This window comes from Variovorax sp. 10L421 (assembly GCF_056395365.1).
In genome coordinates this window covers 1-19,444 of record NZ_JBFTJJ010000037.1, presented here as the reverse complement: position 1 = coordinate 19,444, position 19,444 = coordinate 1, and the positions used below count along the sequence as shown (strand labels likewise).

16 protein-coding genes and 1 pseudogene are annotated in these 19,444 nt (G+C 66.7%); 11 read left to right on the top strand and 6 right to left on the bottom strand.

Annotated features, from left to right (window positions below):
• Positions 1-303 precede the first annotated feature (303 nt).
• Positions 304-693, bottom strand: a complete 390-nt coding sequence (locus AC1DFC_RS28160; RefSeq protein WP_007839128.1) for a DUF427 domain-containing protein — start codon at positions 691-693, stop codon at positions 304-306.
• A 292-nt stretch (positions 694-985) separates the two neighbouring features.
• On the opposite strand from AC1DFC_RS28160, the gene AC1DFC_RS28155 reads away from it, so the two are divergent.
• Both AC1DFC_RS28155 and AC1DFC_RS28150 read left to right on the top strand, forming a co-directional pair.
• A complete protein-coding gene (locus tag AC1DFC_RS28155) occupies positions 986-1,957 on the top strand; it encodes a Bug family tripartite tricarboxylate transporter substrate binding protein (RefSeq protein ID WP_478180441.1) in 972 nt (323 codons plus the stop codon).
• 45 nt (positions 1,958-2,002) lie between these two features.
• Positions 2,003-2,653 carry an FABP family protein gene (locus AC1DFC_RS28150; protein WP_007839130.1) on the top strand — a complete coding sequence of 217 codons (651 nt, stop codon included), beginning with the start codon at positions 2,003-2,005 and terminating at the stop codon, positions 2,651-2,653.
• 42 nt (positions 2,654-2,695) lie between these two features.
• Here the strand turns inward: AC1DFC_RS28150 and AC1DFC_RS28145 are convergent, their stop codons facing one another.
• Complete coding sequence (locus tag AC1DFC_RS28145; protein WP_413335974.1) at positions 2,696-3,613, bottom strand: LysR family transcriptional regulator; 918 nt, start codon at positions 3,611-3,613, stop codon at positions 2,696-2,698.
• Between the two features lie 100 nt (positions 3,614-3,713).
• Here AC1DFC_RS28145 and AC1DFC_RS28140 point away from each other — a divergent pair, with 100 nt between their 5' ends.
• The 5 genes and pseudogenes from AC1DFC_RS28140 to AC1DFC_RS28120 all read left to right on the top strand — a co-directional run bounded on the left by AC1DFC_RS28140 (position 3,714) and on the right by AC1DFC_RS28120 (position 8,069).
• Positions 3,714-5,105 (top strand): acyclic terpene utilization AtuA family protein, encoded by a 1,392-nt coding sequence (locus AC1DFC_RS28140; RefSeq protein ID WP_478180440.1) that lies wholly within the window; start codon positions 3,714-3,716, stop codon positions 5,103-5,105.
• Positions 5,102-5,464 (top strand): AtuA-related protein, encoded by a 363-nt coding sequence (locus tag AC1DFC_RS28135; RefSeq protein ID WP_007839145.1) that lies wholly within the window; start codon positions 5,102-5,104, stop codon positions 5,462-5,464. The genes AC1DFC_RS28140 and AC1DFC_RS28135 overlap by 4 nt, the downstream gene beginning before the upstream one ends.
• Positions 5,465-5,511: 47 nt before the next feature.
• Positions 5,512-6,477, top strand: a complete 966-nt coding sequence (locus tag AC1DFC_RS28130) for a Bug family tripartite tricarboxylate transporter substrate binding protein (protein WP_478180439.1) — start codon at positions 5,512-5,514, stop codon at positions 6,475-6,477.
• 150 nt (positions 6,478-6,627) lie between these two features.
• Positions 6,628-6,765 (top strand): annotated as a pseudogene (locus AC1DFC_RS28125) (chromate efflux transporter); the annotation flags it as partial.
• Between the two features lie 68 nt (positions 6,766-6,833).
• Positions 6,834-8,069, top strand: coding sequence for an MFS transporter (locus AC1DFC_RS28120; RefSeq protein ID WP_478180438.1), 1,236 nt, complete (start codon positions 6,834-6,836; stop codon positions 8,067-8,069).
• Positions 8,070-8,084: 15 nt separating this feature from the next.
• Here the strand turns inward: AC1DFC_RS28120 and AC1DFC_RS28115 are convergent, their stop codons facing one another.
• Positions 8,085-8,861 (bottom strand): NAD(P)H-dependent oxidoreductase, encoded by a 777-nt coding sequence (locus AC1DFC_RS28115; RefSeq protein WP_478180437.1) that lies wholly within the window; start codon positions 8,859-8,861, stop codon positions 8,085-8,087.
• Between the two features lie 89 nt (positions 8,862-8,950).
• Here AC1DFC_RS28115 and AC1DFC_RS28110 point away from each other — a divergent pair, with 89 nt between their 5' ends.
• A complete protein-coding gene (locus tag AC1DFC_RS28110; protein WP_478180436.1) occupies positions 8,951-9,844 on the top strand; it encodes a LysR family transcriptional regulator in 894 nt (297 codons plus the stop codon).
• 12 nt (positions 9,845-9,856) lie between these two features.
• Here the strand turns inward: AC1DFC_RS28110 and AC1DFC_RS28105 are convergent, their stop codons facing one another.
• Both AC1DFC_RS28105 and AC1DFC_RS28100 read right to left on the bottom strand, forming a co-directional pair.
• Positions 9,857-11,776, bottom strand: a complete 1,920-nt coding sequence (locus AC1DFC_RS28105) for a sensor histidine kinase (protein WP_478180435.1) — start codon at positions 11,774-11,776, stop codon at positions 9,857-9,859.
• Between the two features lie 223 nt (positions 11,777-11,999).
• Positions 12,000-12,494 carry an Lrp/AsnC family transcriptional regulator gene (locus tag AC1DFC_RS28100; RefSeq protein ID WP_007839162.1) on the bottom strand — a complete coding sequence of 165 codons (495 nt, stop codon included), beginning with the start codon at positions 12,492-12,494 and terminating at the stop codon, positions 12,000-12,002.
• 65 nt (positions 12,495-12,559) lie between these two features.
• On the opposite strand from AC1DFC_RS28100, the gene ilvB reads away from it, so the two are divergent.
• On the top strand, positions 12,560-14,347 hold the full coding sequence (ilvB, locus tag AC1DFC_RS28095; protein WP_478180434.1) for a biosynthetic-type acetolactate synthase large subunit: 1,788 nt from the start codon (positions 12,560-12,562) through the stop codon (positions 14,345-14,347).
• Positions 14,348-14,392: 45 nt separating this feature from the next.
• On the opposite strand, the gene AC1DFC_RS28090 is transcribed toward ilvB, so the two are convergent.
• Positions 14,393-14,776 carry a response regulator gene (locus AC1DFC_RS28090; RefSeq protein WP_413316196.1) on the bottom strand — a complete coding sequence of 128 codons (384 nt, stop codon included), beginning with the start codon at positions 14,774-14,776 and terminating at the stop codon, positions 14,393-14,395.
• Between the two features lie 179 nt (positions 14,777-14,955).
• Between AC1DFC_RS28090 and panD the strand changes: the two genes are divergently transcribed.
• Both panD and AC1DFC_RS28080 read left to right on the top strand, forming a co-directional pair.
• Positions 14,956-15,357, top strand: coding sequence for an aspartate 1-decarboxylase (panD, locus tag AC1DFC_RS28085; protein WP_478180433.1), 402 nt, complete (start codon positions 14,956-14,958; stop codon positions 15,355-15,357).
• A 511-nt stretch (positions 15,358-15,868) separates the two neighbouring features.
• On the top strand, positions 15,869-19,444 hold a 3,576-nt coding region (locus AC1DFC_RS28080), incomplete at its 3' end, for a VCBS domain-containing protein (protein WP_478180432.1).

Here is a 19,444-nt window from a genome sequence, read left to right as displayed (position 1 = left end):
CCGCGTGCTGTGAAGTGCGGTGTGGTTTTGACGCGCGCATCGTGACCGCCCTCGGCCACGGAACGGCCTGACGGCAGGTCAGCCGAAAGCCGCGCGCAGCCTTGCCGCGAGCTGGTGCGCTTCGGCGGTGGTGGCGATGTTGGTGAAGCCCATCAGCAAGCCTGCGTCACGGTGCGCCGCAATGGCGCTGTTCGCCGGCTTGTAATCGGCATGTCAGCCGTTAGCTGGTTGGGCTTTTAGCGCACGCCGAGCCGAACACGGTGACGCTCGCGCCGGTCAAGACCGGCGAGGTGAGTTCGCGCGCTAGGCGACGCGTTCTTCGATCGGTCCCACGCGATCTGGATAGAACGCCAGGTGGTCCTTGATCTGTGCGACCGGCTCGTAGGGCGACTCGTAGGTCCATACCGCATTCACCGAGCGTTCGCCGCCTGCAGGAATGCTGTAGTAGTTGCACTCGCCCTTGTACGGGCAATAGGTCGCGTGTTGCGTACGCTCCAGCAGCGACATCCTGACGTCCTTGCGGGGGATGTAGTGCACCGTTCCGAAATGCGTTTCGCGCAGCGTCAACGCTTCGCGCGTGTCGGCGATGACACGGCCGTCGACCGACACCACCACGCGCAGCGGGTTCGGTGTGATCGTGATCGGATGATCGGGGCCGGGGGTCTTGATGGTGCGTTCCGCGGTAGCGAACATAAGAATGCTCCTTCGGTCAGATCGGGTTGACGCAAGATTCGGCGGATGCGCATCTTGCCGCGATGCGATGGCAGTTTGAAGCCCCTGCACAATTGGCCCGTTCGCAAAGTGGTTAAAGGCCATCGAGCCCATCGGAACCGCTCTGGAAGCCTTTCGACTTCATATTCGGACCTGGATTTGCGAGGTCTCGATGTGCAGGATGCGTGCGGTCACGCTTGTGTGTCGTTCGCGCATCAGTTCTTGACAAAGCGCAGGCCGTATCGTTCGGGTAAATCACTAGTGAAAGACTGAAGTGAAGAAGAACTACAAGCTCGCCATGTTGTTGCTTGCCAGCGTGCTGGCCGCCGGCGTATGGGCTCAGGACTGGCCCGCGAAGCCAGTTCGCGTCATCGTGCCCGCACCTGCAGGCAGTTCGCTCGATCTGATAGCGCGCACGCTGGCCGACCGCCTGCGCGTGATCTGGAAGCAGCCCGTGGTGATCGAGACCAAGGCGGGCGCGGGTGGCCTGATCGGCATGGACACCGTGGCCAAGGCGCCGCACGACGGCTACACGCTGGGCATCGGCTTCAACGGCCCGATCGCCTTCGGCCCTTACATGTATGCGCGCATGCCTTACGTGCCTTCGCGCGACCTGGTGCCCATTGTGCTCACGACCTCGCAGCCCAACGTGCTGGCGGTGCAGGCGAACAACCCCGCGAACACGCTGCCCGAGTTCGTCGAATGGGCGAAGAAGCGGGGCGACAAATTCAGCTATGCGTCGGTGGGCGCGGGCAGTTCGTCGCACCTCACGATGGAGCTGTTTCGCAGCGTGGCGCACATCGAGGCGGTGCATGTGCCTTATGCAGGTTCGCCGCCCGCGGGTCTGTCGCTGGCGGCGGGCGACACGCAGGCGCTGTTCGCGGTGGCGCCCGCGCTGCTGCCGCTGATCCAGGGGCAGCGCGTGAAGCTCATCGCCATCACGAGCGCCACGCGTTCCGAGCGCATGAAAGAACTGCCCACCGTGGCCGAGTCGGGCTATGCCGGTTTCGAGGCGCTGGCCTGGAATGGTTTCTTCGCCGCCAGCGGCACGCCGCTCGAGGTGGTGCGCCGCATCAACGCCGACATCAACGAGGTGCTGCGGGAGCCGGCCGTGCGCGAACTGCTGGCCAACCAGGGGCTGGTGGCGGGCGGCGGCTCGCCCGAGGAGTTCAAGGCCTTCATCGACAGCGAGGGCCGCAAATGGGGTGCGATCATCGCCAAGGTCGGCATTCGCCTCGACCAGTGACATTTATCCTCACGCCACAAGAGAAGATTTCATCAGGAAAAGAACATGGAACAGTTTCCCCGCGACATCTACACGGAACCCGAGCCCGATCCGCACACGCTCGCCAACCTCGGCCCGCTCACGGGCTTGGCGGGCCTCTGGATTGGTACGGCCGGCCACGACGTGAGCCCGAAGGAAGACGGCCCCGAGGCCGAAGCCTTCATCGAGCACGCGGAGTTCCAGCCCATCGATGCACAGACCAACGGGCCGCAGATCTTCTACGGGCTGCGCTACCACCTGCGCATCGCCAAGCCCGACGAGGTGGAGACTTTTCACGACCAGGTCGGCTACTGGCTGTGGGAGCCCGCCACGGGCGCGCTGATCCAGACGCTGTCGATCCCGCGCGGGCTCACGGCCATGGCCACCGGCCACGCGAAGCCCGGCGACCGCAGTTTCAGGCTCGAAGCGGTGCGCGGCGGCGAGACCAACGGCATCGTGGCCAACCCGTTCCTGGAGCATGCGTTCAAGACGCTGCGCTACAGCATCGAGGTGTCGATCCATGACGATGGCAGCTGGTCCTACGAACTCGAGACGGTGCTGAGCGTGCGCGGAAAGCCCGAACCCTTCAGCCACACCGATCGCAACACGATGCGCAAGATCGGGGAGCCCACGCCAAATCCGACTGCGCGTGCCGCGATGGCGAGCGCCGTGGGCTGAGCGGCTATCGCCAGCTGGTCCTGGCTTGCTGCGCGCCGGGCATCAGTCCAGCCGCAGCGACCCCAGCCGCGCGACGATCAGGTCGTGCAGCGTCTGCGCCGCCACCGACAGGCTGCCTTCGCGCCGCTGCACCATGTAGAGCGTGCGCGTGAGGGAAGCCAGGGGCAGTGGCCGCGTCACCAGCGTCTCGCGCTGGAAATGGAACAGTGTGAGGGCAGGCACCACGCTGATGCCCAGACCGGCCTCGACGAGGCCCATCACGGTGGCCAGGTGCTCCACCTCGAACACCGCATTCAACCTTTGCGGATGCAGCGCCGCGTCGAGCGCCTGCCGCACGCTGCTGTTGCGCGCCATCTGGATGAAGGGGTAGGGCGCGATCTTCTTCGCCGTGAGGCGCGGCTCGCGCGCGAGCGGATGGTCGGCGCGGCACACGAGGTGGAAGCGGTCGGTGCAGAGCTTGCGTGCGCGCAGGTCGCCGTCGGCGGTGCCCCCGGCGCCCGATGCGGCGAGCGCGAAGTCGGCCTGGCCGCTGCGCACCAGCGCGATGCAGGCGTCGGACAGCGCGTCGTCCAGGTCGATGCGGATGCCCGGCCAGGCCTGCATGAACTCGGCGAACACCGCGGGCAGCCAGCCGGCCGCGAGCGAGGGCAGGGCGGCCACGCGCACGCGGCCCTTGCGGCGCTCCACGTGGTCGGCAAGGTCGCCCATGGCGCTGCCCATGTCGTCGAGCAGCCGGCGCGCGGAGCCTTCGAACAGCCGGCCCTCGGGCGTGAGCTGCACGCTGCGCGTGTCGCGGTCGAACAGACGCGTGCCGACCGCGTCTTCGAGTGTGCGGATCAGCGCGCTGAACGCGGGCTGCGAAAGGTGGCTGCTCTGCGCCGCGCGCGTGAAGTTGCGGTGCTCGGCCAGCGCGAGAAAGGCGCGCAGCTGCCGCGTGGAGAGGTCGGGCGTCTTTCTCATGTCCTGGATGCCGGTGGCCGGCTTGTTATTTGAAAATCGGATCAATCGATCCGGATTTTCTATTTTACGGATGAGCGGCCGCTGCCTACAGTGCATGGCAATGAACTCCATCGAACCGTCCACGCTGCTGATCGGATGCGCTGCCGGCTTCTCGGGCGACCGCACCGATGCCGCCGGGCCGGTGGTCGACACGCTGATCGCGCGGCTCGCCGCGGGGCCTGCCGGCAGTCGCGCCTTCCTCATCTTCGAGACGCTGGCCGAACGCACGCTGGCGCTGGCGCAGCTGCGCCGTCGCGCCAACCCCGACGCGGGCTACGAGCCGTTGCTCGACGACATGCTGCGGCCCGTGCTCGCGCGCTGCCTGGTGCATGACATTCGCATCGTGAGCAACTTTGGCGCCGCCAATCCGCGTGCCGCCGCCCGGCACATCGCCCGCATGGCGCGCGAACTGGGCGCGAGCGAGCCGCGCATCGCGGTGGTGGAGGGCGACGACCTGTCGGGGCCCGAATATCGCGCGCTGCTGAATGAAGCGCTCGGCGCGCAGATGCAAGGGCTGCGCATGGTCAGCGCCAATGCGTACATCGGCGCGGAACCCATTGCCGGGGCGCTCGACGCTGGCGCGCAGATCGTGGTGTGCGGCCGCGTGGCCGACCCTTCGCTCACTGTCGGGCCGGCCATGTCGCACTTCGGCTGGCGTGCCGACGACTGGGACCGGCTCGGGCGCGCGACCATGGCGGGCCACTTGCTCGAATGCGGCGCGCAGGTGTGCGGCGGTTACTTTGCCGATCCTGACTACAAGGACGTGCCGGGGCTGGAGGCGGTCGGCTTTCCGATCGCCGAGATCGACGCCGATGGCCGCTGCACCATCGGCAAGGCCGACGGCACCGGCGGCCTCGTGAGCGAGGCCACCGTGAAGGAGCAACTGCTCTACGAGGTGCATGACCCGGCCGCCTACCTGACGCCCGACGTGGTCGCGGACATTGCCGATGCCGACGTGCGCGCGCTTCCCGGCGCCGACCGCGTGGCGCTCTCCGGCGTGCGCGGCCACGAACGGCCGGGCCGCTACAAGGTCAATGTCTGCCATGAAGGCGGCTGGTTGGCGGAGGGCGAGATCTCCTATGCGGGGGCACGCGCCGAGGCCCGCGCTCGGCTTGCTGCAGATGTGCTTCGCAAGCGGCTCGACGGACTCGCGCTGCGCGTGGACCTGATCGGCGCGCTGAGCATCCTCGGCGACGACGCCGGCCGCGCGCTGGCGGATACGCCCGATGCGGGCCTGCGCGACGTGCGCCTGCGCGTGGCGGCCACGCATACCGATCGCGCGCAGGCCGAACGGCTGGCGCGCGAGGTGATGGCGCTCTACACCTGCGGCCCGGCCGGCGGCGGCGGCGTGCGCACCGCGCTCACGCCGCGGCTCAACACGCTGTCGTGCCTGCTGCCGCGCGAAACAGTGCCGGTACGCTTCGAATTGCTCGACGCGGAGGCACTGGCATGAACACCCTCGACATGATCGACGTGCCGCTCTATCGCGCTGCCCACGGCCGCACCGGCGACAAGGGCGATCGCTCCAACATCAGCGTGATCGCCTGGCACCCGCAGCTGTATCCCTTGCTGGTCGAACAGATCACGCCCGAGCGCGTGGCCGCGCAGTTCCGCCATCGCGCGCCGTCGCAGGTGCAGCGCTTCGTGCTGCCGAAGCTGCACGCGATGAACTTCGTGCTCGACGCAGTGCTCGACGGCGGCGTCAACGATGCGCTGAACCTCGATGCACATGGCAAGGCGCTGTCCTTCCTGCTGCTCGACATGCCTGTGCGCGTGCCGCGCGCACTCGAGCCCTTGCTGGCCGGACCGTAGCGGCGGCTTCCTTTTTTCTTTGAACCATTCCATCCGGAGACAAAACAATGAAACGATTCCCCCTCACCGTACTGACCACCGCATTGGCCCTGGCGCCGCTGCTGGGCCATGCGCAGGCCTTCCCCGAGAAGCCCATTACCTTCGTCGTGCCGTTCGCGGCCGGTACCGCTACCGACCAGATCGCGCGCGCCATCGGCAACCAGGTCGCGGCCGAGACCAAGCAAGCCGTCATCATCGACAACAAGGCCGGCGCCAGCGGCTTCATCGCCTCGCAGAACGTGGCAAAGGCGCCCGCCGACGGCTACACGGTGCTCATCACTACCAACACCACGCACGCTGCCAACGAGCACCTGTTCAAGAAGCTGCCCTACGACCCGGTGAAAGACTTCGTGCCTGTGGCCGCGCTCGGCAAGGGCGGCCAGATCATGGTGGTGAACCCCTCGTTCCCAGCAAAGAGCGTGGCCGAATTCATCGCGCGTGCGAAGAAGGAGCCGGGCAAGTACAGCTTCGGCAGCGGCAGTTCGTCGAGCCGCATGGCGGGCGAGCTGCTGCAGCAGATGGCCGACATCAGGCTGCTGCACGTGCCCTACAAGAGCAACACGCTCGCCGTGACCGACCTGCTGGGCGGCCAGATCCACATGATGATCACCGACACCGCTACCGGCCTGCCGCAGGTCAAGGCAGGCAAGCTGCGTGCGTTGGGCTTTTCCAGCTCGGTGCGATCGCCGCTCGCGCCCGATGTGCCCACCATTTCCGAGGCCGGCGTGAAGGGCTACGAGATGGGCTACTGGTTCGCGGCCTATGCGCCCGCGAAGACGCCGCCGGCCGTGGTCAAGCGGCTCAATGAGCTGCTGGTGAAGGCCGCGAAGAGCGACGCCGCGAAGACGGCCTTCTACGAGCCGACCGGCACCGAGGTGTACACGACCTCGCCCGAAGAGCTCGCGAAGTTCCAGGCGGCCGAGTCCCAGAAGTGGGGCCGCATCGTGAAGGCGGCCGGCATCGAGGCCGAGTAGACCGCGCGCCGTGGCGGGCATCCGCAGTCTGGGCGCACACAGCTGGCTGGCTCTGTCTGCTACGATCTCGCCACCGGGAATACAGCCTCCCGTTCTGCAAAGTTAGACGGTGTCCCGTCCAAGCGCTGGCGACTCATAACGGAGCTATCTGTGGACACCGCCTTGCCTGACGCACAGCCCGCGCCTTCTGCGCCCATCCAGTCCATTTCATTCGCTGAAGCCTTCCGCTTCTGGCTCAAGCCCGGCTTCATCAGCATTGGCGGACCAGCGGGGCAAATCGCGATCGTGGCCCGGCCTTCTTTCCTCTCCGGCACGCAATGAGTACGCCCCCTTCGTCTCGTTCATTGGGCGGTCTCATGCGCCTGCTGCCCGCCGGCGTCGACCCCGTCGCCATGCCTCTGCTCGCCGCACGAGGTTTGCGCGCCTTCGGCGATGGGTACATGGCCGTGCTGCTGCCGGCCTACCTGCTTTCGAACGGGCTGGGTACGCTGGAGGTCGGCATCCTCAGCACGGCCACGATGCTGGGCTCTGCCTTGGCCACGCTGGCGGTTGGTGCATGGGGCTACCGCTTCGCAGGAGGGAAATTGCTGCGCATTGCCGCCGTGCTGATGGCCGCGACCGGCCTCGGCTTTGCGGGTTTGTCGGCATTCTGGCCGTTGCTGGTCGTCGCGCTCGTCGGCACCCTTAACCCCAGTTCGGGCGATGTGAGCGTCTTCCTACCTCTCGAACACGCCCGGCTGGCCGCAGCGGCGCAAGGCCATGCGCGAACCGCGCTGTTTGCCCGCTACAGCCTCCTGGGTGCGCTGTGTGCCGCGATAGGCGCATTGGCTGCGGCCGTGCCGGATTGGCTGGTTCAACACAGCCGGCTTGCGCGCCTCGACGCGCTGCGCGGAATGTTCCTGGTGTATGCCGCGATCGGGCTCATTGTTTTCTGGCTCTATCGAAACCTGTCGGCCCCTGACGCAGGCAACAACTCAAGCGGCGCACCTGTCGCTCCGGCACCCCTGGGGCCTTCACGCGGCGTGGTGATGCGATTGGCGGCACTCTTCAGCGTCGACGCCTTCGCCGGCGGATTGACGGTCAACGCGTTGATGTCGTTGTGGCTGCTGCAGCGATTCGGTTTCTCGCTGACCCAGGCCGGAGTGTTCTTCTTCTGGACTGGCTTGCTGAGTGCCGCATCGCAGCTCGCGGCTCCTGTGGTTGCACAACGAATAGGGCTGCTCAACACGATGGTCTTCACGCATCTGCCGGCCAACGTCTGCCTTGTGTTGGCTGCGCTGGCGCCCAGCTTGCCGATTGCGCTTGGTTTGCTGATGGTTCGCAGCGCGTTGTCATCGATGGACGTTCCCACCCGGACGGCCTATGTGATGGCCGTGGTGACTCCTGCAGAGCGCAGCGCCGCGGCGAGTTTCACTGCCGTTCCGCGGAGCCTGGCCGCGGCCATCAGTCCGACGCTCAGTGGCGCACTGTTTGCGGCCGGATGGATCTCCTTGCCGCTCATTGCGTGCGGGCTGCTCAAGATTTCCTACGATCTCGCCCTGTGGCGTGCCATGCGGCGGGATCGACTTGAACCAGAAATTGCGAACCAGTGAGAACCGACAACTGCCTTAGGCACTGTGTACCCCAAAGCCCGCCTCACCCGGTGCGATGTCCTCGCGCAGCGTGAGGGCGGGAATCTCGTAGTCGCCTCCGTTCTGCCGGCGGAACGGAATCGGCTCGGCCGTGAACAGCGTGTCGAGCCGCTGGCCCAGCTCTTCGGTGATGCGCGAGTAAGCGGCCTCGTCGACCTTGTGCGTGCGATGCACCACGTAAGGCGGTAGCACGTCGAAGCCGGGGTAGTAGAGGATGCCGTGGTGGATGGGGAACAGCAGGTCGTCCATGGGCCCGTTGATGCCGCGCGGCGCGTAGTGCGAGGCCCAGCCGCCGGTCGTCACCACCAGCATGGCGCGCTTGCCGGTCAGCGTGCCTTCGCCGAAGCGGTCGCCCCAGTGCGTGTCGGAGTGCTCGCCCACGCCGTAGGCGAAGCCATACGCGTAGATGCGCTCGACCCAGCCCTTGAGGATGGCCGGCATCGAGTACCACCACAGCGGAAACTGCAGGATCACCGCGTCGGCCCAGAGCAGCTTTTCCTGCTCGGCGGCGATGTCGGCGGTTTGCGTGCCGGCCTCGAAGGCCTGCAGCGATTCAAGGGAGGGGTCGAAACGCGCGGCGGCATCGCGCGCAGGGAAGTCGTCGGCGTCGAGCGCGGGCTTCCAGCGCATGGCGTACAGGTCCGACACGCGCACGGAGTGGCCGGCGGCCGCGAGGCGTTCGGTCATGAAGCGATGGAGCGCACCGTTGAGCGAGGCGGCTTCGGGATGGGCAAGGACCAGCAGGATGTTCACGGTTTCACAAGGGTTGGAATGAAGATGTCCGCAGGTTAGGCGCCGTAGCGATATATTGGAAATGAATAGTCTGAATTCCAGCAATTAACATGAACAATTTCAGCCGCCTCGATCTCAACCTGCTGGTCACGCTCGACACGCTCCTGGCCGAGCGCAACGTCACGCGCGCGGCCGAGCGCCTGAACCTTTCGCAGCCCTCGGTGAGCGTGCAGCTCGCCAAGCTGCGGGAAGTGTTCGGCGATCCGCTGCTGGTGCCCGCGCAGCGCGGCATGCGGCCCACCGCTCGCGCGGACGAGCTGCGCGAGCCGCTGCGCGAAGCGCTGGAGTCGCTGGGCCGCGCGGTCGCACCCACGGGGCCTTTCGATCCGGCCGAGGCGACCACCACCTGGCGCGTGGCCGCTGCCGACTACGCCGAGTCGGCGATCCTCCTGCCGGCGCTGGCCCGCTTGCGCGCCGAAGCGCCGAACACCCGGCTGGCCGTGGTGGAGGCGGTGCCGTCGCGCATGGCACGGCAGCTGGAGCAGGGGGAGATCGACCTGTTCTTTCACACCAGCGTGGGCGCACCACCGGGGCTGCACCGGCGCGTGCTGTTCCATGAGCGCTATGTGCTGGCCGGGCGGGCAGGGCATCCGCGCCTGAAGCGGCGGCCGACGCTGGCGCAGTTCTGCGCGCTGGAGCACGTGGTGGTCTCGCTCGGCGGCGGCGGCTTCGCCGGGCCGACGGACGAGGCGCTCGCAGGGAAGAGCCTCGCGCGGCGCGTGGTGCTGTCGGTGCCGCACTTCCTTTTCATGATGTCGGTGCTGGCCTCCACCGACATGGTGGCGATGCTGCCCGAGCGGCTGGCGCGCGGCGCGCCCGGGCTGCGGGTGGTGGAAGCGCCGCTCGAGGTGGCCGGCTACGAGATGGCCATGCTCTGGCATGAGCGCCGGCACCGCGACCCTGCGCATAAGTGGCTGCGCGAGCAGATCGTGGCGAGCCTCTGAAGCCCGGCGGGCCTAGAAGGCATCGATGGCCTTCTCGGCGTCGACCTTGCGGTGCAGGGGCAGCCACAGCATGAAGCGGGTGCCGGTGCTGCCGGATTCCCAGCTTACGGTGGCGCCGATGGCAAGTGCGCGCCGCTGCTGGTTGCGCAGCCCGCGGCCGCCACGGCGCAGGGCCTCATCCACGTCGAAGCCCGCGCCGTTGTCTTCGATCGCCACGCACACGCTCTGGTCGAGCGTCGCGGTGCTCACGCAGATGGTGGTGGCCCGCGTGTGGCGCAGCACGTTGGCCACGCATTCCTGCACGATGCGCAGGATGTGCAGCGCGCTTTTCGGTTCCAGCCAGGACAGCACGGGCACGGGCTGCACCTCCCAGCGCAGCGCGACACCCGCGCTCTCGATGCGCGGCGCCAGGCGAAAGCGCAGGGTTGCCAGCAGCAGCAGCAAGTCGGTGTCCACGTTCTCCATGGAGTCGATCACCAGCTTCAGGTCGTCCATGCAGCCCTTGAGCACGTCGGAAACCTCGGCGTCGCTCATGGTGCCGCGCTCCACCGAGCGGATGGCGCTGATCAGCGACGAACCGAGTCCGTCGTGCATGTCCTGCATCAGGCGCCGGCGCTCGGCGCTGAGCATGTGCTGGGTTTCGATGGCGCGCAGCCGCCGGTAGCTTTGCCCCAGCTCGGCTTCGCGGGCCTGCAGGCGCTGGGCCAGGCCCTTGTTCAACCGGCCCACTTCGGCGAACGCGTCGGTGTAGCGCTGGAACAGGATGTACGAAAAGACGAAGAACAGGCCGATGATGGCGTAGGGAGAGGTGTACACGCTCTCCGGGCTGACCAGGTTGTTCTGCAGGAACCCGTCGTAGGAGGTGAAGGCGACGGCGAAGACGGTCCAGCCCGCCACCAGCCGTCCCTCGGGCAGTTGCGCGCGCAACGCCTTGCGCAAATTCACCGCAAAGATCAGCACCGCGACGGGCAGCACCATCAGGTTGAGCAGGGGCGTGAAGAGGTAGAGGCTGACCACCCACGTCGAGGCGTGAGGCAGCGTTGCGACATTGCAGGCCAGCGTCAAGGCCAGCGCCGAGCGGGTCAGCCAGGCCGAAGGCTGCCGATGCAGGCGCTGCAGGAACAGGTGGATCAGGACGATCAGCCAGAGCAGGCTGGCAACGGTGATCCATTCGAACCATTCGTCCGAAATCGGGGTGTAGCTGCCGCCCACGTAGTAGTGAAGCGTTCGCAGGAAGGCGAGCGCGGAGATGGCGAAGAACAGCAGGTAGAGCGATTCGCGCTTCTTGCGCAGCCACACGGCGAACGCGAATGCGCCAACCGCCAGGAAGGCGGCGCTGCCCATGAACGGCAACTGTACCTGCAGCAGTTGGCGCACCTGGTAGCGCCAGCTCAGTGAATCCTCGTCGCCCACCCACACGGTCGAGAATCCGCTGCCGCTGTTGCGCAGGCGGTCGACGCGGATCAGCACGGACGTGGGCGAAGGCGTGTTGGCGGTCGCGTTCAGCGGCAGCAGGAGCGGATGGTTGTAGTCGTTGTGGACGGGGCTGCCATGCGACTGATAGAGCAGAAGGCCGTCGCCGTACACCGCAATGTGGCCCAGGGTCTTCCAGCGCGGGAGATAAAGAAGGCGCGGCTGCGCCGATCGCGCCAGCCCGGCCAGGTCGATGCGGTACCAGTCGGTGACGGTCCGCGCGCCGCTGGAAGACGTGGGCACCAGTTCGCGCGGGGCCGTATGCGGAAGGCTGATTGTCTTCCAGCCGTCGGCCGGCAGCGCGGCGTCTTCCGCACGCTTCGGAGGGGCGGAATAACCCGTGCCGGAAACGGACAGCAGCTCGGCCTTCGTGATGTGGACGACGCCATCGTGCTGCGGCACGGCATCGGCCGCCGATGGTTCGCTGGCGTGCGCACAAGGCAGTACGGCGAGCGGCAAGGCAAGCCACAGCTTGGCGATCCATCGGCTGACTCTCCAACAGCCTTTGCGGGCTGGCCTCATAGATCTAGATCGCTTCTGCCATGGAACTCATTTTTGTGGATGCGCCTGACGAACGTAGGCGCTGTGATGCGGTTCGGCTCCCGCTCCCGCCGGCCGACCGCGAGCCGATTATGTCCTTGGCCCAATTTCCCCGCTCACCCGGGCATCGGCGCGCTCACCCTCAGATCACGGGCACGCTGGTTTCCTTCAGCACCCGCAGCACGAAGTGCGACTTGCTGTGCCGGATGCCGGGGATCTTGTAGAGCTTTTCGCGCAGCAGCCGCTCGTAGTCGCGCGTGTCGCGCACGGCGATGCGGATGTAGTAGTCGTAGTCGCCCGAGACGAGGTAGGCCTCCTGGATCTCCGGAATGGTCGCCAGCGTGCGGCCGAAGTCATACAGGGTCTCGTCGGTGTGGCTTTCGAGCGTGACCTGCACGATCACCGAGTCGTGGTAGCCGAGCTTGGCCGGATCGACGTCGACCGTGTAGCGCTTGATGACGCCCGAGGCCTCGAGCTTCTTGATGCGCGTCCAGCAGCTGGTGGGCGACAGGCCGACCTCGTTGCCGATCTCCTGCAGGGTCTTGCGCGAGTCGAGCAGCAGAACGCGCAGGATGGCAAGGTCGGTCTTGTCGAAAGATCCTTCGTTGTCATTGGTGTTTTGCCGACTGGTTTTCATGAATGGAGCCAAAAAGGCCAAAAGAAAGAAGCATATTTTGCGCTCAAACCGGAAGAATCGACGGCATGCGACTTCTCGACCTACCCCTCACGTCTTCCCTGTCTCTCCACCCGGAAGCGCCAATCCGTATCCGCAACGGCGCCGAAGCCCTGCTCGACACGCTGGTCGAGTGCGGCGTGGACACCATCTTCGGCTACCCCGGCGGCGCGGCGCTGCCGCTGTACGACGCGCTGCACGGCGAGCCGAGGCTGCGCCACGTGCTGGTGCGCCACGAGCAGGCGGCCGTGCATGCGGCCGAAGGCTATGCGCGCAGCACCGGCCGCGTGGGCGTGGTGCTGGTCACCTCGGGGCCGGGCGTGGGCAACACCATCACCGGGCTGCTCGATGCGATGAGCGATTCGGTGCCGGTGCTGTGCATCAGCGGGCAGGTGGCCACCGCCGTCATCGGCACGCAGGCATTCCAGGAGAGCGATGCGCTCGGCATGTCGCGCCCGGTGACCAAGTGGAACCGGCAGGTGCGCTCGGCCGACGACGTGCCCTCGCTGGTGCGGCGCGCGCTGGAAATCGCCACCACCGGCCGCCCGGGACCGGTGCTGCTCGACGTGCCGAAGGACATCCAGCTCGACCGGCTGGGCAGGGCGCCCGAGCCTTCGCCGCTGCGCGCGCTGCGCACGAGCCGCACGGCGCTGCCGCCGAAGGCCATGATGCAGCGCGCGGCCGACCTGCTTTCGACCGCGCGCCGGCCTGTCGTCTATGGCGGCGGCGGGCTGGTCAATTCGGGGCCAGCCGCCTGCGAGGCTTTCGCGCGGCTCGTGAACCTGCTGCACGCGCCGTGCACGCTCACGCTGATGGGGCTGGGCGCGTTCCCCGCATCGGACCCGAAGTTCATCGGCATGCTGGGCATGCACGGCATGCTCGAAGCCAACCTGGCGATGCACGAGGCCGACCTCGTGGTGTGCGTCGGCGCGCGCTTCGACGACCGCGTGACCGGCAAGCTCGACGAGTTCTGTCCGCACGCGCGCAAGATCCACATCGACATCGACCCCGGCAGCATCAACAAGGTGGTGCGCGTGGACGTGCCGATGGTGGGCGACTGCGCGGCGATCCTCGAAAACCTGCTGGCGCTGCTGCCGGCCGAGGGCTTCGCACCAGAGCGTCTGGCGCCGTGGTGGGCGCGCATCGAACGCTGGCGCGCCCAAGACTGCCTGGCCTTCGAGGCGCGCGAGGATTCGATCCTGCCGCAGCAGCTGATGTTGTCGCTGCAGCGGGCCATCGGCGCGGGCGGGCGCGACACCATCGTGTCGACCGACGTGGGGCAGCACCAGATGTGGGCCGCGCAGTACCTTCGCTTCGACAGCCCGCGCCACTGGCTCACCTCCGGTGGCGCCGGGACCATGGGCTACGGGCTGCCCGCGGCCATCGGCGCCCAGATCGGCCACCCCGAGGCGCTGACCGTGTGCGTGAGCGGCGATGCCTCGGTGCTCATGAACATCCAGGAGCTGTCGACGGCGGTGCAGCACCGCGCGCCGGTGAAGCTGGTGCTGTGCAACAACGGCTACATGGGCATGGTGCGGCAATGGCAGGAGCTGAACCACGGCAATCGCCTGAGCCACAGCTGGAACGAGGCGCTGCCCGATTTCGTGGCGCTGGCAAAGGCCTTCGGCTGGGGCGCACGGCGGGTGTCGGACCCGGCCGAACTGGAAGGCGCGCTGGCTGAATGCCTGGCGAGCGAAGGGCCGTTCTTCCTGGACGTGCAAGTGGCGGCGCAGGAGAACTGCTTTCCGATGATGCCGTCGGGGCATGGGCACCACCGGGTGATGCTGGCGAAGGATCGCTGGTACGAGGAGGCGTGAAGACTCTGTTCCCTCTCCCAGAGAGGAGAGGGGGTAGAAGCGGACTCAGCGGCGCGGCGAGATGTTCAGCGTCCTGCAGAACTCGTAGAAAGCTTCGAGTTCGTGCGACTTGTCGAACACCGCATCGACACCCGCGGACAGCGCGCCTTCGCGCACCTCGGAGGTTGCGTAGTTCATGAGGACGACCGTGCGCTGCGCCGGCGACTTGTGCGCCTGCAGGTATTGAGCCACGGCGAGCCCATTGCCCTCGGCCAGGAAGATGTCGATGACGGCCGCGTCCCAGCCTTCGGGATTGTCCTGAAACCAGTCGATGGCGCCGCGCGAAGTGGCGGCGGTCCCGATCACGTTGCATTCGGAAAATTCCTGCAGTCCGTCGGCCAGTGTGGCGGCGATCAGGGGGTTGTCTTCTATCAGGTAGATGCGGGTCATCGTGCGGGGCCGGAGCTTCTTGTAACGTAACGCTCGGCTTGTCTCGGGCCGAGGCTGGTCATTGTCCGGACTGAAGCCGGAGGGCGAGTCGGACAACGCCGCCACCTGTCGTAGACCGCTGCAGGCTTGCGCTTAGACTGCGCCGGCCCGAACCCCCTTGCACGGAAATTTCATCGACCATGTTCAGAACATTGCTCAAGTCCAAGATCCACCGCGCCACCGTCACCGATTGCGAACTGCACTACGAAGGCTCCTGCGCCATCGACCAGGACCTGCTCGACGCAGCCAACCTGACCGAGAACGAGCAGGTGCACATCTGGAACATCAACAACGGCGAACGCTTCGTGACCTACGCCATTCGCGGCGAGCGCGGCAGCGGCATCATCTCGGTCAACGGCTCGGCCGCGCGCCGGGCCGCCGTCGGCGACCTGCTCATCATTGCGGCCTTCGGCCTTGTGCCCGAAGAGCGCGTGGCCGGGTACCTGCCGAAGCTGGTTTTCGTGGACGGCGCCAACCGCATCAAGGAAGAGCGCGCGCACATTCCGGTGCAGGCCGCCTCCGGCGAGCCCGTGCCGGCCTGAGCGCCTGAGGCTGCCGCAGCCTTTCACGCCTCCTTTCACATCCTCCAGCCGCAGCGCCCTCGTGCAGGCGCTGCCCTGCATCACGCCGGCTGGCTCGTCAACGTCGCGTTCGAATTCGATGCCGCGCACGGTGCCGCGCGGGTGCCGGCCGAACTCGGTGCGGCCACCAGCAAGGGCTGCGTTCACTTCGCCGACTGGCAGGCCTGCGGCGACGACGGCCACGGTCACGACCGGCAACTACATGGCTGCGCGGCAGCGCGTGAAAAAAGACCGGGTGAGAAGCCAGGGCGCTTGCCCGCCCGGCGTCAACGCGACCACACGCCCCCGCGTACGGATGCTCGGCAGGACAAAAGTACCAGGCTTTTCAAAGTCGTCCCGGTACTTATCGCTCATGAGGGAAAGGACATTCCTTCCATGTGCTCGCGCCGCTGGCGCCATCTAATTTGCAAACAAGCAAACGCAGCGTCGAGACAGGTACGCGCCGGCCTTTCGGCGCTCACAAAGGAAGCATATGACCGCGATCACCGGCTCCAACGGCAACGACCTTCTCACCGGCACGGCCGGCAACGACACCATCAACAGCGGCAACGGGGACGACACGGTCAACGGCGGAGCCGGGAGCGATTCGTTGAATGGTGGCGCGGGAGACGACACGCTCGACGGTGGCAGCGGCAGCGACCAGCTCAATGGAGGATCGGGGAACGACACCCTGATCTACAACGTCAGCGAGAACGCCGTGGTCGGCACCAAAGACGTGTACACGGGCGGGGCGGGCGTCGACACGCTCCTGCTCCAGTTCACGCGGGCGCAGTGGCTGGACTCTGCCACCCAGACGCAGATCGCCGCCTATCTGGCCCATCTTGCGGCAGTGACCAATGCCAGGACCGGCGAGGTTTCCAATGGTTCGGCCAGCGATTTCGTTTTCAGCTTCGGGTCGTCCACGCTGACCGTCCAGATGACCGAAGTATTGAGAGTCCTTGTGGACGGGATCGAGCTGAATCCGGCCAACGAAGCGGTAAGGGCGCTCGGCGATGCGGCCGTGACGACCGAAGACGGTCCGGGCGTACAGATCCATGTGCTGCAGAACGATCTTGTCCCTGACCTGGTCAGGAGCTTGACGCTGGCCTCGGCGCCGGCCCACGGAACGGCCACACTCGTTCAGCCGGCGATGGGCGATCCATCGACCTGGTATTTCCAGTACCAGCCCCATGCGGCCGATTTCCAGTACCTGGCAGCGGGCGAGACCGCAACCGACACCTTCAGCTACCAGGTGACGGACGCCGATGGTGGGACGGGACTGGCCACGGCGACCATCACCATCACCGGCACCAACGATGGCCCGGTGATCACAGCCCAGGACCTGGTGGGTGCGGTGAGCGAGCAGATCGCGCCGTCGGGCACGCTGAGCGACAGCGGTGTCATCGGCTTCAGCGACCTGGACCTGAGCGACGTGCACCTGGTGAGCGCCACCGGCACGCCGGTCGGCAGCGTGCTGGGGAGCCTGACGGCGGTCAAGAACGTCGACACCACGGGGACCGGCACGGGCGGCCAGCTCACCTGGACCTACACCGTGGACGCCTCGGCTGTCGAGTACCTGGCCGCGGGCCAGACCCGGGTCGAGAGCTTCACCATCACAGTGAACGACCAGCACGGCGGCATCGTCACCCGGCAGATTGACGTGACCATCACCGGCACCAACGACGCGCCGACGATCGGCACGGCCGATGCCGCTGCGGCGGTGACCGAGGATGCGGCGACGCCGACCCTGAGCGACAGCGGCACGATCACCTTCGACGACGTGGACCTGAGCGATGCGCACAGCGTCAGCGTGGCGGCCGGTTCAGGCAACACGCTGGGCGGGGTGTTGACGGCCGGCGTCAGCGATGCGGCCACGGGCGCGGGTGACGGCACGGTGAGCTGGAACTACAGCGTTGCCAACGCGGCCACGCAATATCTGGCCCAGGGCCAGACTGTGACGGAAACCTTCACCGTCACCATCAACGATGGTCACGGCGGCACGGTCAATCAGCAGATCACCGTGACGGTGACCGGGACCAATGACGTGCCGGTGATTGGTGGTGTGGCCAGCGGGGCGGTGACCGAGGATGCCTCGACGCCGAACCTGAGCACCAGCGGCGCGCTGACGATTGCCGATGTCGACCAGGGGCAGTCCAGCTTCGCAGCCCAGGCTGGCACGGCCGGCAGCCATGGTTACGGCAGTTTCACGCTAGCGGCGAATGGCAGCTGGACCTACACGGCCAACAATGGCCAGGCGGCAATCCAACAGCTTGGCGCAGGTCAAACGATCAGCGACAGCTTCACTGCAGTCTCGTCCGACGGGACCGCCAGTCAGGTGGTGACGGTGACGATCACCGGGACCAATGACGTGCCGCTGATCGGTGGCGTCGCCAGCGGCGCGGTGACCGAGGATGCCTCGATGCCGAACCTGAGCACCAGCGGCGCGCTGACGATTGCCGATGTCGACCAGGGTCAGTCGAACTTTACGCCCCAGGCCGGCACCGGCGGCAGCAACGGCTACGGTAACTTCACGCTCGCGGCCGATGGCAGTTGGAGCTTCACGGCCGACAACAGCCAGGTGGCGATCCAACAACTGGGTGCAGGGGAGTCGATCAGTGACAGCTTCACTGCAGTCTCGTCCGACGGAACGGCCAGTCAAGTGGTGACCGTGACGATCACCGGGACCAACGACGTGCCGGTGATCGGTGGCGTCGCCAGCGGCGCGGTGACCGAGGATGGCTCGGCTCCGAACCTGAGCACCGGTGGTGCGCTGATGATTGTCGATGTGGATGCGGGCCAGTCCAGCTTCGCAGCCCAGGCTAGCACCGCCGGCAGCAACGGCTATGGCAGCTTCACGCTCGCGGCCGATGGCAGCTGGACCTACACGGCCGACAACAGCCAGGCGGCGATCCAGCAGTTGGCTGCAGGTCAATCGATCAGCGACAGCTTCACCGCGGTGTCGTCGGATGGGACCGCCAGCCAGGTGGTGACGGTGAGCATCACTGGCACCAATGACGTGCCGGTGATCGGTGGGGTGGTCAGTGGCGCGGTGACCGAGGATGCCTCGACGCCGAACCTGAGCACCAGTGGTGCGCTGACGATTGCCGACGTGGATGCGGGCCAGTCGAACTTCGCGCCCCAAGCGAGCACGGCCGGCAGCAATGGCTACGGCAGCTTCGCATTGGCAGCCGACGGCAACTGGACCTACACGGCTGACAACAGCCAAGCGGCGATCCAACAGCTTGGTGCAGGTCAGTCGATCAGCGACAGCTTTACTGCAGTCTCGTCAGATGGGACGGCCAACCAGGTGGTGACGGTGACGATCACCGGCACCAATGACGTACCGACGATTGGTGGTGTGGCCAGCGCTACAGTGCAAGAGGACGTTGCGGTGTCCGGTGGCAGTCTCGCGGCCAGCGGCGCGCTGACGATTGCCGACATGGATGCAGGCCAGTCGAACTTCGTGCCACAGGCGAGCACCGGCGGCAGCAACGGCTACGGAAGCTTCGCATTGGCAGCCGACGGCAACTGGACTTACACGGCCGACAATGGCCAAGCGGCGATCCAACAGCTGGGCGCCGGTGAATCGATCAGCGACAGCTTCACTGCAGTCTCGTCCGACGGCACGGCGAGCCAACTCGTGACGGTAACGATCACCGGGACCAACGACGTGCCGGTGATCGGCGGCGTCGCCAGCGGTGCGGTGACCGAGGATGCCTCGATGCCGAACCTCAGCACCGGCGGTGCGCTGACGATTGCCGATGTCGACCAGGGCCAATCCAACTTCACGCCTCAGACCGGCACCGGCGGCAGCAACGGCTATGGCAGCTTCACGCTCGCGGCCGATGGCAGTTGGAGCTTCACGGGCGACAACAGCCAGGTGGCGATCCAACAACTGGGTGCAGGGGAGTCGATCAGTGACAGCTTCACTGCAGTCTCGTCCGACGGCACGGCGAGCCAACTCGTGACGGTAACGATCACCGGGACCAACGACGTGCCGGTGATCGGCGGCGTCGCCAGCGGTGCGGTGACCGAGGATGCCTCGATGCCGAACCTCAGCACCAGCACC

Excerpts from the sequence above, each read along its gene's own strand:
- AC1DFC_RS28160 (WP_007839128.1), bottom strand. The coding sequence starts at position 693 with ATGTTCGCTACCGCGGAACGCACCATCAAGACCCCCGGCCCCGATCAT.
- AC1DFC_RS28150 (WP_007839130.1), top strand. The coding sequence starts at position 2,003 with ATGGAACAGTTTCCCCGCGACATCTACACGGAACCCGAGCCCGATCCG.
- AC1DFC_RS28145 (WP_413335974.1), bottom strand. The coding sequence starts at position 3,613 with ATGAGAAAGACGCCCGACCTCTCCACGCGGCAGCTGCGCGCCTTTCTC.
- AC1DFC_RS28140 (WP_478180440.1), top strand. The coding sequence starts at position 3,714 with ATGAACTCCATCGAACCGTCCACGCTGCTGATCGGATGCGCTGCCGGC.
- AC1DFC_RS28135 (WP_007839145.1), top strand. The coding sequence starts at position 5,102 with ATGAACACCCTCGACATGATCGACGTGCCGCTCTATCGCGCTGCCCAC.
- AC1DFC_RS28130 (WP_478180439.1), top strand. The coding sequence starts at position 5,512 with ATGAAACGATTCCCCCTCACCGTACTGACCACCGCATTGGCCCTGGCG.
- AC1DFC_RS28120 (WP_478180438.1), top strand. The coding sequence starts at position 6,834 with ATGCGCCTGCTGCCCGCCGGCGTCGACCCCGTCGCCATGCCTCTGCTC.
- AC1DFC_RS28110 (WP_478180436.1), top strand. The coding sequence starts at position 8,951 with ATGAACAATTTCAGCCGCCTCGATCTCAACCTGCTGGTCACGCTCGAC.
- AC1DFC_RS28100 (WP_007839162.1), bottom strand. The coding sequence starts at position 12,494 with ATGAAAACCAGTCGGCAAAACACCAATGACAACGAAGGATCTTTCGAC.
- ilvB (WP_478180434.1), top strand. The coding sequence starts at position 12,560 with ATGCGACTTCTCGACCTACCCCTCACGTCTTCCCTGTCTCTCCACCCG.
- AC1DFC_RS28090 (WP_413316196.1), bottom strand. The coding sequence starts at position 14,776 with ATGACCCGCATCTACCTGATAGAAGACAACCCCCTGATCGCCGCCACA.
- panD (WP_478180433.1), top strand. The coding sequence starts at position 14,956 with ATGTTCAGAACATTGCTCAAGTCCAAGATCCACCGCGCCACCGTCACC.